The 12,791-nt window shown below is 63.4% G+C and carries 10 protein-coding genes and 1 pseudogene; 8 read left to right on the top strand and 3 right to left on the bottom strand.

Translation table 11 applies throughout. From position 1 onward, the window contains the following. Positions 1-161 precede the first annotated feature (161 nt). The gene (locus BLP99_RS05950) at positions 162-1,910 is read left to right on the top strand and encodes a diguanylate cyclase (protein WP_092179921.1); all 1,749 of its coding nucleotides are present in this window, start codon (positions 162-164) and stop codon (positions 1,908-1,910) included. A gap of 30 nt (positions 1,911-1,940) precedes the next feature. Here BLP99_RS05950 and BLP99_RS05955 read toward each other — a convergent pair whose 3' ends face one another. Continuing rightward, positions 1,941-2,798 carry an SDR family oxidoreductase gene (locus BLP99_RS05955; protein ID WP_072390752.1) on the bottom strand — a complete coding sequence of 286 codons (858 nt, stop codon included), beginning with the start codon at positions 2,796-2,798 and terminating at the stop codon, positions 1,941-1,943. 187 nt (positions 2,799-2,985) lie between these two features. Between BLP99_RS05955 and exbB the strand changes: the two genes are divergently transcribed. The 6 genes from exbB to BLP99_RS05985 all read left to right on the top strand — a co-directional run bounded on the left by exbB (position 2,986) and on the right by BLP99_RS05985 (position 9,822). Next, entirely contained in the window at positions 2,986-3,966 is a 981-nt protein-coding gene (gene exbB, locus BLP99_RS05960; protein ID WP_072458521.1) for a tonB-system energizer ExbB, read from the top strand. Positions 3,967-3,972: 6 nt separating this feature from the next. Beyond that, entirely contained in the window at positions 3,973-4,401 is a 429-nt protein-coding gene (gene exbD / locus BLP99_RS05965) for a TonB system transport protein ExbD (protein WP_072390758.1), read from the top strand. Continuing rightward, entirely contained in the window at positions 4,398-5,153 is a 756-nt protein-coding gene (locus tag BLP99_RS05970) for an energy transducer TonB family protein (RefSeq protein ID WP_072390761.1), read from the top strand. Before exbD ends, BLP99_RS05970 begins: the two co-directional genes overlap by 4 nt. A gap of 184 nt (positions 5,154-5,337) precedes the next feature. Then, entirely contained in the window at positions 5,338-6,258 is a 921-nt protein-coding gene (locus BLP99_RS05975) for a hydrogen peroxide-inducible genes activator (RefSeq protein WP_072390764.1), read from the top strand. Between the two features lie 9 nt (positions 6,259-6,267). Next, positions 6,268-8,343, top strand: a complete 2,076-nt coding sequence (gene recG, locus BLP99_RS05980) for an ATP-dependent DNA helicase RecG (RefSeq protein ID WP_092179923.1) — start codon at positions 6,268-6,270, stop codon at positions 8,341-8,343. A gap of 78 nt (positions 8,344-8,421) precedes the next feature. Continuing rightward, positions 8,422-9,822 carry an aminoacyl-tRNA deacylase and HDOD domain-containing protein gene (locus tag BLP99_RS05985; RefSeq protein ID WP_072430966.1) on the top strand — a complete coding sequence of 467 codons (1,401 nt, stop codon included), beginning with the start codon at positions 8,422-8,424 and terminating at the stop codon, positions 9,820-9,822. Positions 9,823-9,904: 82 nt separating this feature from the next. On the opposite strand, the gene BLP99_RS05990 is transcribed toward BLP99_RS05985, so the two are convergent. After that, positions 9,905-10,288, bottom strand: a complete 384-nt coding sequence (locus tag BLP99_RS05990) for a helicase (protein ID WP_072430967.1) — start codon at positions 10,286-10,288, stop codon at positions 9,905-9,907. A gap of 462 nt (positions 10,289-10,750) precedes the next feature. Here BLP99_RS05990 and BLP99_RS05995 point away from each other — a divergent pair. Further along, positions 10,751-11,123: pseudogene (locus BLP99_RS05995) on the top strand (DUF6124 family protein). Positions 11,124-11,782: 659 nt separating this feature from the next. On the opposite strand, the gene tagQ reads toward BLP99_RS05995, so the two are convergent. Continuing rightward, positions 11,783-12,721 (bottom strand): type VI secretion system-associated lipoprotein TagQ, encoded by a 939-nt coding sequence (gene tagQ, locus BLP99_RS06000; RefSeq protein ID WP_072390786.1) that lies wholly within the window; start codon positions 12,719-12,721, stop codon positions 11,783-11,785. Positions 12,722-12,791: the final 70 nt, after the last annotated feature.

Consider the following 12,791-nt stretch of genomic DNA (forward strand, 5'->3'; position numbering starts at 1 on the left):
TGGCGTCAAGGTCGCTCTTTCTGGGGATGACGCTTGCAGTGGAGCGCATTTCCACCCCGGGCTTTGGCCCACACGGACTAGGCTTGGGATGAACTCCAACGAAACCTCCTGTTCCGTATCTTCAAAGCGCAGGTCGTTTACCTCCATGTGCAGGGGCCTTGATGGGATACCGTAAACCCAGCTTGAAAATCGCAGCCGCCGCGGCGGTGATCATCATGAGCTTCAATGCCGCCGTTGCGCCGCTGTGCCTGTCCTGGGTGGGGCAGACCCAACGTGACCGTCAGTTGGTCGAGGACCAACTGACCTCCCTTCGTGGCTTGCTCGAGCTGGTGGTGGATGCTGAAACCGGGCAGCGCGGCTACATCATCACCGGCGATGACCGTTTTCTGCAGCCCTACTACGCCACCATGACCAATCTGCCCGAAGGACTGCGCACGCTCGAAGCGCTGTACGCCACCGATCCGGAGCAAGAACAACAGGCCGTCCAGGGCATACGGGCCCTGGTGGACGAGAAGATGGCGAACCTGGCCGAGACCATCAAGCTGCGCCGTGACAAAGGCTACGACGCGGCCATGCAAGTGGTGATGCAGGGCGTCGGCAAGGGGCTGACGGACCGCATCAGGGAAAGCATCGCCACCCAGGTCAAAGGCGAAATGGATGAAGTCGTGCAGCTCGATCAGCAACTGGTGCAAAAAGCCCTGTTGGCCGTTGCCTTTTCCCTGTCGGGCACTTTGCTCACGCTGGTGCTGCTGACCTGGCTTTTCCTGAGGATGCGTGAAGCCATACGCCAGACCGAAAACTCGGCTTTGGAGGCGTCCCAGGAGTCGAGTCGTGTCGAGGCGGGCATGGTGTTGCTGCGAAAACGCAACAGGGAAATCTCGCTACTCGGAGAAATGTCCCAACTGCTGCAGACCGAAATGACCCTGGCCGAAGGCCTGAAAGTCACTGCGGAATATTGCAATCATCTGCTGGCGGGAACCGCAGGTTCCGTTTATCTGTACAGCCAGGCAGCCGATCTGTTCGAGCTGGCCGGTGAATGGGGGGATGGACAACCCGCCTCCCCGACCATCATCCCCCACGAATGCTGGGGCCTGCGGCGTGGCAATGCCCACCATGGTGTGCTCGGCCAGCCACTGATTTGCTGCGAGCATTACTCGCCGCTGGACCCAGCCTCCGAGCGCAACCAGTCCAACCTTTGCCTTCCGCTCATCGCCTACGGCGAAGTGATGGGGATGTTCTACATTCGCAAGCTTGCCGAGGCCGGTAGCCAGGAAGCTTTCAGCGAGACGCAAATGGAGATCGCCAAGTCGATTTCCGAGCAGGTCGCGCTGGCCCTGTCCAACGTCAAGCTGCGCAATGCGCTGCATGACAAGTCGATCCGCGACCCACTGACCGGGCTGTTCAACCGCCGTTATATGGAGGAAACCCTCAACCGGGAGATGGCCCGGGCACAACGCATGGAGTCGCCGTTGAGTGTGGTCATGCTGGACCTCGATCACTTCAAGCAGATCAACGACATGCATGGCCACGCTGTCGGCGATGCCGTGCTGCGTTCGGTGGCGAATCTGCTGAAACAGTCGCTACGGACTTCGGACGTGGCCTGTCGGTATGGCGGCGAGGAGCTCATGCTCATCCTTCCCAACTGCACCAGCGAGCACGCCGTGCAGAAGGCACAACAGCTGTGCGATTCGGTGCGTGCGTTGATCATCACCGAGGCCGGCAAGGCCATCTCGGTCACGGCCTCGTTTGGCGTGGCCTCGACGGGCATCGGTCATTTCGATGCGGCGGAGCTGGTCGGGATGGCGGACAAGGCGCTTTACCACGCCAAGGAGACGGGGCGCGACCGGGTTGTTTTGCAAGCCTGCCGCCCTGAGGCGACTGCAAGCCCGGTGCACCCGCAGGTGCCCTGAGCACAGCCGCATCCACCGCAGGCTGACGGATCAGCAACGCCCTTCGAGAATCGCCGCATACCCCTCGCGAAAGCTCGGATAACGCGGCGACCAGCCCAGGGCCTTGGCCCGGGCGTTGCTGCAACGCTTGCTGCCGGCGCGACGGACGCTGGCGTTTTCGGCCCATTGGGTGACACCCAGGTAGTCCCGCAGCCAGCCCACCACGTCGGCCAGGGCGGCGGGAGCATCGTCGACGCCGATGTAGCAGTCGTCCAGGGTCTTGCCCTGGCGATCGGCTTCCAGCAGGAAGGCCAGCAGGCCTGCGGCGTCATCAGCGTGGATGCGGTTGGCGTACAGGGGTGGGTCTTCCACCACACTGTAGCCCTGGCGCACCTGGGTCAGCAGCCATTCGCGGCCCGGGCCGTAGATGCCGGTCAGGCGGACACGGCTGGCAGGGATGCCGCTTTCGAGCGCCACTTGCTCAGCCTCGAGCATCAGCCGGCCGGAGTAGCCGCCGGCCACGGTGGGCGAGGTTTCATCGACCCACTCCCCCGCCTGTTGCCCGTACACGCTGCTGCTGGAGACAAACAGCAGCCGTTTCGGTTGCTGCCCGTGCTGCCTCAACCAGCCCAGCACATGCTTCAACCCTTCGACATAGGCGGCGCGATAGCCCGCTTCGTCATGTTCGGTGGCTGCGGCGCTATACACCAGGTAGTCCAGCGGAGCGGTAGGCCAATCGGCGGGGCATTGCTGGCTGAACAGGTCTCCCGCCACCCCGAGCACACCCGCCGGGAGGTTGGAAACCGTACGGCGCAAGCCATACACCTGCCAGTGTCGGGCCTGTAGCTGGCTGGCCAGACGGCCGCCGATATCACCGCAACCGGCGATCAGAACAGAAGGCGCGGACATCAGAAACTCCTCGTTTAAAGCCGCAGACTAGCCCTCGAAAGGGACGAGCGGCTAGCGATGTCGGAAAAAAAGATACTCTATTACTTCTGCTAACAAGAATTACTTGCAATAATGCTCGCCACTTTTGTTCTCGGCCCCACGAGGCCTGGAAGAACATCAACCTTCTTATCTCTCAGGTCCGGCCAGCATGAAACACTCTCTATCCTTCGCTTCGCCAACCCAACGACCTCGCGCCTGGAGCGCCGTGGCTGCGCTGTTGTTCAGCCTGCTGCTGGCGCCGGCCGCCGCGTTCGCCGATGCGCAGACGCCCGCGACGACTGCCCCAGCCACCGCGCCTGCCACCCAGGCACCTGCCGATGCGGCCGCTCCGGCTGCAACGCCGGTGGCCACCGAGCCGGCCCAGGCCACCGAAGCCACACCGACCGACGCGCCTGAAGTGCTTGAAGCCGACAACACCCTGGGCATGGCCCATGACCTGTCCCCATGGGGCATGTACCAGAACGCCGACGTCATCGTGAAGGCCGTGATGATCGGCCTGGCCATCGCCTCGATCATCACCTGGACCATCTGGATCGCCAAGGGCTTCGAGCTGCTGGGAGCCAAGCGTCGCCTGCGCGGTGAGATCGCCGCCCTGAAAAAAGCCACCACCCTCAAGGAAGCCAGCGCCACTGCGGCGAAGGAAGGCACCCTCGCCAACCTGCTGGTGCACGATGCGCTCGAAGAGATGCGCCTGTCGGCCAACAGCCGCGAGAAGGAAGGCATCAAGGAACGCGTGAGCTTCCGCCTCGAGCGCCTGGTGGCCGCCTGCGGTCGCAACATGAGCAGCGGCACCGGCGTACTCGCCACCATCGGTTCCACCGCGCCGTTCGTGGGCCTGTTCGGTACCGTGTGGGGCATCATGAACAGCTTCATCGGCATCGCCAAGACCCAGACCACCAACCTCGCCGTCGTGGCGCCCGGCATCGCCGAAGCCTTGCTGGCGACTGCGCTGGGCCTGGTGGCGGCGATCCCCGCCGTGGTCATCTATAACGTTTTCGCCCGCTCCATTGCCGGCTACAAGGCCCAGGTGTCCGACGCGTCGGCCGAGGTGCTGCTGCTGGTCAGCCGCGACCTCGACCACCTGCCGCCTGAGCGCAGCTCGCAACCGCACATGGTGAAAGTGGGGTAATCGGCCATGGGCCTGCATTTGAAAGAAGGCGCAGACGACGATCTGGCCGAGAACCACGAAATCAACGTCACCCCATTCATCGATGTGATGCTGGTGCTGTTGATCATCTTCATGGTGGCGGCCCCGCTGGCCACCGTGGACATCAAGGTCGACCTTCCGGCGTCGACGGCCAAGCCCTCGCCCCGGCCTGAGAAACCGATGTTCCTGAGCGTCAAGGCCGACCAGCGCCTGTTCCTGGGCGAAGAGGAGGTCAAGGCCGAGAACCTCGGCGCGGCCCTCGATGCCAAGACCCAGGGCAAGAAGGACACGACGATCTTCTTCCAGGCCGATAAAGGCGTGGACTACGGCGACCTGATGAGCGTGATGGATGCCCTGCGCGGCGCCGGCTACTTGAAGGTCGGTCTGGTCGGCTTAGAGACGGCGCCCAAGAAATGATCACGACGCGCCAAAAGCTGACGCGTTACAGCGGTAGCCTGGCCGTGGTGCTGGGCGTGCATGCGCTCGCCATCGCGCTGGCGCTGAACTGGACGACACGGCCCCCCATCGAACTGCCGCCCCAGGCGATGATGGTGGAGCTGGCACCGGTTCCCGCCCCGCCACCGCCGGCGCCGCCTAAAGTCGTCACGCCGCCGAAACCGCCGGAGCCGGTCGAAGAGCTGCCGTTGCCCAAACTCGCCGAAGCGCCGAAGGCGGAAATCGCCGTGCCCAAGCCGGTCAAGCCCAAGCCCAAGCCTCAACCGCCCAAGCCCAAGCCCGTGGAGAAAAAGCCGGAGCCGCCGAAGGAACAGCCCTCGGAGCAGAAGCCCAGCGACGCCCAGCCGACCCAGGCACCGACGGAAAAATCCGCGCAGCCGGCCCCTGGCCCTTCGCCCGCACAGTTGGCGGCCAAGGCCAGTTGGCAAGGTACCTTGCTGGCCCACCTGGGCAAGTACAAGAAGTACCCGGCCAGCGCACAAGCGCGGGGCAAGGAAGGCTTGAACCGCCTGCGGTTCGTGGTGGACGCCGAAGGCAACGTGTTGTCCTTCGAACTGGTAGGCAAGTCGGGCAACGCCGATCTGGACCGGGCCACCCTGGAAATGATCCGCCGCGCCCAGCCACTGCCCAAGCCCCCGGCGGACATGCTGACCAACGGCTCCATCGAAATCGTTGCGCCGTTCGTGTATTCCATCGACAAGCGCAGGCGCTGATATTTGCAAGCCCCTGTTACAGGGGCTTGTGACCCTGTGGCGAGGGGATCTATCCCCTCGCCACAGGTTGTTTCTTTCGCCACCGCCCCCTATTGCCCGGTGTCACACCGCACCTTCAGTCTGATAACGTGCGTCTATCGATTGCAGCCGGTATGCTTGGCTCGCAACTTCATGGATGCTCGCTATGACCCTCACAGAATTACGCTACATCGTGACCCTCGCCCAAGAGCAGCATTTCGGCCATGCGGCCGAGCGTTGCCACGTCAGCCAGCCGACGTTGTCGGTGGGCGTGAAGAAGCTTGAAGACGAACTCGGTGTGCTGATTTTCGAGCGCAGCAAAAGCGCCGTGCGCCTGACCCCGGTAGGCGAAGGCATCGTTGCCCAGGCCCAGAAGGTCCTTGAGCAGGCCCAGGGCATCCGCGAACTGGCCCAGGCCGGCAAGAACCAGCTCACCGCTCCGCTGAAGGTCGGCGCGATCTACACGGTGGGTCCGTACCTGTTCCCGCACCTGATTCCACAGCTGCACCGGGTCGCCCCGCAGATGCCGCTGTACATCGAAGAAAACTTCACCCATGTGCTGCGCGACAAACTGCGCAACGGCGAGCTGGACGCGATCATCATCGCCCTGCCGTTCAACGAAGCCGACGTGCTGACCCTGCCGCTCTACGACGAGCCGTTCTACGTCCTGATGCCGGCCCAGCACCCCTGGACCCAGAAAAAGACCATCGACGCCGCCCTGCTCAACGACAAGAGCCTGTTGCTGCTGGGCGAAGGCCATTGCTTCCGCGACCAGGTGCTCGAGGCCTGCCCGACCCTGACCAAGGGCAGCGAAGGCGCCAAGCACACCACGGTGGAATCCAGCTCCCTGGAGACCATTCGCCACATGGTCGCCTCGGGCCTGGGGATTTCGATCCTGCCGCTGTCCGCGGTGGACAGCCATCACTATGCCCCCGGCGTGATCGAAGTCCGCCCGATGACCGCCCCCGTGCCGTTCCGTACCGTCGCCATTGCCTGGCGCGCCAGCTTCCCGCGACCCAAGGCCATCGAGATCCTCGCTGATTCGATCCGCCTGTGTTCCGTGGCCAAGCCGCCGTCCGCCAAGTAAGCCGCTGCCATGACTGAGCTGTCCAAAGTACCGGTCACGGCACTCAAGGGTGTAGGCGAGGCCATGGCCGAGAAACTGGCCAGGGTCGGGCTGGAAAACCTTCAGGACGTGTTGTTCCACCTGCCGTTGCGTTACCAGGACCGTACCCGCGTGGTGCCCATCGGCCACTTGCGGCCGGGGCAGGACGCGGTGATCGAAGGCACCGTCAGCGGCGCCGATGTGGTCATGGGCCGGCGCCGCAGCCTGGTGGTGCGCCTGCAGGACGGCACCGGCGGGCTCAGCCTGCGCTTCTATCATTTCAGCAATGCCCAGAAGGAAGGCCTCAAGCGTGGCACTCGCGTGCGCTGCTACGGCGAGGCGCGGCCTGGCGCTTCCGGGCTGGAAATCTATCACCCGGAATACCGCGCCATCACCGGCGACGAGCCGCCTCCGGTAGATGAGACCCTGACCCCGGTCTATCCCCTCACCGAAGGCCTGACCCAACAGCGCCTGCGTCAGCTCTGCCAGCAGGCCCTGACCCTGCTCGGCCCCAGCAGCCTGCCGGACTGGCTGCCCACGGAGCTGGCCCGGGACTACCAACTGGCGCCGCTGGCCGATGCGATCCGCTATCTGCATCACCCACCCGCCGATGCCGATGTCGAGGAGCTTGCCCTCGGTCATCACTGGGCCCAGCACCGCCTGGCTTTCGAAGAGTTGCTGACGCATCAACTGTCCCAGCAGCGCCTGAGGGAAAGCCTGCGCTCGTTGCGCGCCCCGGCGATGCCCAAGGCCAGGGATCTGCCGGCACGCTACCTCGCCAACCTCGGCTTCACCCCCACGGGCGCCCAGCAACGGGTGGGCAACGAGATTGCCTACGACCTGAGCCAGCCCGAGCCGATGCTGCGGCTGATCCAGGGCGACGTGGGCGCCGGCAAGACCGTGGTCGCCGCCCTCGCCGCCCTGCAAGCCCTGGAAGCGGGGTATCAGGTAGCGCTGATGGCGCCCACCGAGATCCTCGCCGAACAGCATTTCATCACCTTCCAGCGCTGGCTCGAACCGCTGGGCATCGAAGTCGCCTGGCTGGCCGGCAAGCTCAAGGGCAAGAACCGCACCGCCGCCCTGGCGCAGATCACCGAAGGCGCGCCGATGGTGGTGGGCACCCATGCGCTGTTCCAGGACGAAGTGCAGTTCAAGAACCTGGCTCTGGTGATCATCGACGAACAGCATCGCTTCGGCGTGCAACAGCGCCTGGCCCTGCGGCAGAAAGGCGTGGGCGGACGCATGTGCCCGCATCAGTTGATCATGACCGCCACACCGATCCCCCGCACCCTGGCCATGAGCGCCTACGCCGATCTCGACACCTCGATCCTCGACGAACTGCCGCCGGGGCGAACGCCGGTCAACACCGTGCTGGTCACCGACACCCGCCGGGTGGAAGTGATCGAGCGCGTGCGCAGCGCCTGCGCCGAAGGGCGTCAGGCCTATTGGGTGTGCACGTTGATCGAAGAGTCCGAAGAGCTGACCTGCCAGGCGGCGCAGAGCACCTATGAAGACCTCACCGCCGCCCTCGGCGAGTTGAAGGTCGGGTTGATCCACGGGCGCATGAAGCCCGCCGAGAAGGCCGCCGTCATGGCCGAATTCAAGGCCGGAGCCTTGCAGTTGCTGGTCGCCACCACGGTCATCGAAGTGGGGGTGGACGTGCCGAACGCCAGCCTGATGATCATCGAGAACCCCGAGCGCCTGGGCCTTGCACAGTTGCACCAGCTACGCGGCCGGGTCGGCCGAGGCAGCGCCGCCAGCCATTGCGTCCTGCTCTATCACCCGCCGCTGTCCCAGATCGGCCGCCAGCGCCTGGGTATCATGCGCGAAACGAACGACGGTTTCGTCATCGCCGAAAAAGACCTTGAACTGCGCGGCCCCGGTGAAATGCTCGGCACGCGCCAGACCGGTCTGCTTCAATTCAAGGTAGCCGACCTGATGCGTGACGCCGATCTGCTCCCTGCGGTACGCGACGCAGCCCAGGCTCTGCTGGAGCGCTGGCCGGACCACGTCAGCCCGTTGCTGGATCGCTGGCTGCGTCATGGGCAGCAATACGGCCAAGTGTGAGCAGTCTCTCAGTTTCCGGGCGCGTCCGCCGGGCAAGCTGGTTATACTGCTCAACTTGTTGGAAAACGGATACAGACCATGACTGACGCTGCTCTCGCCCCAGAAATCCCGCATGCTCCGTCTGTTATTCGGCTGCTGCTCGAGAAATCAGGCATCGCCTTCGACGAAGTTCTCGAACGACCAGGCCTGAACCCTGCCCGCAAGGTGCAGGCCGTTCTGCTGCACGATGCCGTCGGCGCACTCATGGTGCTGTTTCCCCAAAGCCAGTTGCTGGATCTCAATCGCCTGGCCGAGCTCACCGGCCGCAAGCTCACGGCGGTGCCGACCGAAAAGCTGGAGCGCATGCTCGGCAAACACAGCCTGAACATGTTGCCAGGCCTGCCCGCGCTCACCAGCTCCCCGTGCCTGTATGAAGAAAGCCTGCTGCGCGAGCCGATGCTGCTGATCAACTCGGGCGAGCCGGGGGTGTTGCTGGAAGTGACCAGCGAGGCCTTCAAGAGCATGCTCACCAAGGCCAGCGCCGCCACATTCGGCGAAGCCTTGAGCAATATCACCCCCAACCTGGACCGTCCCCACGACGACCGCGCGGAAATCACCCAGGCGGTACAGGCCTTCACGGCCCGGCGCATCCAGCAACGGCTGGAAGAAACCATCGAGATTCCGCCGCTGGCCGAGACCGCTCAGAAAATCATCAAGCTGCGGGTCGATCCGGACGCCACCATCGATGACATCACCGGTGTCGTCGAAACCGACCCGGCCCTGGCCGCGCAAGTGGTGAGCTGGGCCGCCTCACCCTACTACGCCTCGCCGGGCAAGATCCGTTCGGTGGAAGACGCCATCGTCCGGGTGCTGGGCTTCGACCTGGTGATCAACCTGGCGCTGGGCCTGGCCCTGGGCAAGACCCTGAGCCTGCCCAAGGACCATCCGCAACACACCACGCCGTACTGGCAACAATCGATCTACACCGCCGCCGTCATCGAAGGCCTGACCCGCGCCATGCCTCGCGCCCAGCGCCCGGAAGGCGGCCTGACGTACCTCTCCGGCCTGCTGCACAACTTCGGCTACCTGCTGCTTGCCCACGTCTTTCCACCGCACTTCTCGTTGATGTGCCGGCACCTGGAAGTCAACCCGCACCTGTGCCACAGCTATGTCGAGCAGCACCTGCTGGGCATCAGCCGCGAGCAGATCGGTTCATGGCTGATGCGCTACTGGGACATGCCCGACGAACTGGCCACCGCCCTGCGCTTCCAGCACGATCCGCATTACGACGGCGAATACGCCGCCTACCCGAACCTGGTCTGCCTGGCGGTGCGTCTGCTGCGCGCCCGGGGCATCGGCTCGGGTCCCGACGAGGAAATCCCCGACGCCCTGCTCGAACGCGTGGGCCTGGCGCGAGAGAAAGCCAACGACGTGGTCAGCAAAGTGCTTGAAGCTGAAGTGTTGCTGCGGGAACTGGCATCGCAGTTCAGCCACGGCTGAGTAGACTCACCTGGCTTGTGCAGGTCAGTGAAGCTCTTGTGGCGAGGGGATTTATCCCCTCGCCACAAGTATCCGCAGCACCTCAGACCTTGGACTTGGCCTTCTTCGGCTTCAAGTACCGGGTCAACCCCTGAAACCAGATCACCAGCGCCGGGTTGCCCTTGATCTGGATGGACTTGTCCTGGATACCGCTCATGAACGCCAGTTGCTTGTTCTTGGCCTGCATCGTGGCCAAGCCGTAGGCAGCGTCCTTGAAGGCAATGGCGAACGCTGGAGTTGGGTGGGTGCCGGACTGGCTGGTGATGCGCTGGTTTTTCACGGTGAAATGCCGGGCGACCTTGCCATCCAGAGTCTGCAGCTGGAACACCAGGTCCTTGTCGCCCAGTTGCTGCTGAAACGCCGGGTTGGTCCGGCTGGCCTTGCCCATCAACAACCCCAGCATCCACAGCAGGAAACGAAATTTCATCGGCACGGCCTCGTAAGAAAGATGAATGGCCGGGGCAGTTTAGCGATTCTTTGGCGGAACGCCATCATCGTGACGCTTTAGCGGAAGATGAGCAGTATTTCCTGCATGATGACTGCCAAGTCACGTTTTCCCAGCATGACCGTTTCCCTTCAGCTCCCTCGGAGATTTCCTTCAAAACGCCGGGCTGTCCATGAACTAGGCAGGGCTTCCGAGCGCCGCTAACCTCTGTTCGTCATCGCAAAAAACGGTGACACGGACGTGCAAGTCCGTCTCAGGTCGCATTCGTTTATGGCTATTCGTCGAGCATTTTTCTATGCTCGCGGACTGTTATGGCGGCTGCGCGTGGGAGATCTTCGGATCTGCCGGGTTCCTGAGACCGGTCTTGCACACCTGCGCACAGCTGCCACCACTTTCGAAGTGCAATCGAAGGGTGTCGGCTCCATCACTCTCAGGATATTCACTATGTTCAAGGTCACCCCTAATCCACCGCCAAGCGGTCACATGTCCCGCGTCGATGCCCTCGAAGAAAAAAAGCTCGAAGACGCCGCCACCCGCGCCCTCGACTACTACCTCAACCCCCCCCTCCCCATCTCCCGCACCCGATAAAAACCAGCTGTTCATCGTTGCCCCTCATATCGACACCGAAACCCTGCTGGCCAACGCCTCCGAAGACCTGCAATCGATCAGCACCATCGCCGCCGACCTGGCCGACGACGTCGACGACTCCCGCCGCAGCATAGCCTTGGCCATCAGCCGCATGGCCGATGGGGTTCAGTTGCTGGTCGAGCGGGCATTGGATGATCTGGAAACCCGAGAGACGGTGCAGAACGCCTAGATGTAAAGCCTTGCAATGAGGCAAACCGCGGCGACGCCATCGCGAGCAGGCTCGCTCCCACAATTGGACCGACGCATGGCCGGACGAGATAGGTCGGCTGTCAGGCCGCCTCGCTTTGGCTTTGGCTTTGGCTTTGGCTTTTGATCTTAGGCGCCCCATTAACCACAAGGGCCGAACGCAGGCATTGTGGAGTGGGCATCCCGGCATGGATGCCGGGATAGCCGCGCTGGGCCATGGATGGCCCTTCGCGGCGGGCCCACGGAGCAATGCCTTCGTTCGGGAACACCTCGCCTTGGCGAGGTGCCCAGTGGTGGGGCGAAGCCTTTTTGGTTACTTTTGGGGCGTTTGCCAAAAGTAACCCGCCGTAAGGGCGGAACCATAAGCAGCCGTTACCGCAGCAATGGATATGCACACGGTCAACAAAATCCCCGCCAACTGCCAGGCAGCCATCGCGAGCAAGCTCGCTCTCACAAGGGAATCGGGGATAACGCGGATACTGCGACCAGCACAAAATAACTGTGGGAGCGAGCTTGCTCGCGATGGCGGCGGGTCAGTCAACATGAATGCCAACTGAACGGACGCTATCGCGAGCAAACTCGCTCCCACAGCTTTAACGCAGCGATCACTCCCCGAGGGAATGATCAGCAGCCCTCACTCAATCAAACATTCGGGCAAGGCACCGGTGCCCAGTCGCCCAGGTCCGGGTTTTTGCACATGCTGTTGACCTGGGTGGTACCGGCGCTGGCCACCTGCTTGCTTTCATCCTGCTTGGCCTTGGCGGTCTGCAGGGTCTTCTCGGTGGTCACCGCCTCTTTCGGCACGGTTGGCAGCACTGGCGGCTTTTTCGCAGGCTTCACGGATTTCTTGGTCTTGGTGGTGGTCGCCACGACCGGGGTGGTCTCGGCGGTCGCCACGGTCACGACGTCGGTGCGCTGCACACCCACTTGCTGCAGGTCTTTTTCATAGGCCTGGGTGTAGTTGTTCAGGTCTTCCGAAGCCTTGCCGTTGACCGCGACGATCAGGTCGTTGGACTCTTTCAGGCCGGCGACGATTTCCGCCAGGCGCTTGCGGCCCTCGGTGTCGTTGACGGTCTTGGCCTTGCGGTCGGCGACCAGCTTGGTGAACGCGCTCTGGTAGCACTGTTGCGAAGCCTTGGCGTACGCCGTGCTGCGGTCGATGTCGGTGACGCTTTTGTTGACGTCGGCAGCGTAGGAAGCGATGCGCTGGTTGTCGTCGGCGATCTGCTTCTGGCGCTCGGTGTAGTAACCGGCGGCGCCGCCTGCCAAGGCGCCGCCCGCCGCGCCGATGGCGGCGTTGCGGCCACGGTCTTCCTTGTCGGCGGTCAGGGCGCCCAGCAGCGCACCACCGACGGCACCGACAGCGGCACCGGTGATGACCGACTTGGTCATGTTCCCCTCAGTGGCCCGCAGGTGCTGCACCGGCTCGTAGCAGTTGGGGTAGTACTCGACCTTGGTGCTCGATGCGACCTTGGACGTCGGCGACGTCGCGCAGCCGGTCAGGACGGTGCTGAAGCCGACCGCGACCATCAGCAAATGACGCTTGGAAACCGAAGCAAAAGGTTTACGGGAGAAAAGCATAGTTGTGTTCTCTTTTAAGTTTTGACCAGCTCAGCACGGCCCAACGCCGCCTGAGTCCCTTCCAAGCTCG

Origin of the sequence: Pseudomonas sp. NFACC32-1 (genome assembly GCF_900101215.1) — a bacterium.
Classification (GTDB): Bacteria; Pseudomonadota; Gammaproteobacteria; order Pseudomonadales; family Pseudomonadaceae; genus Aquipseudomonas.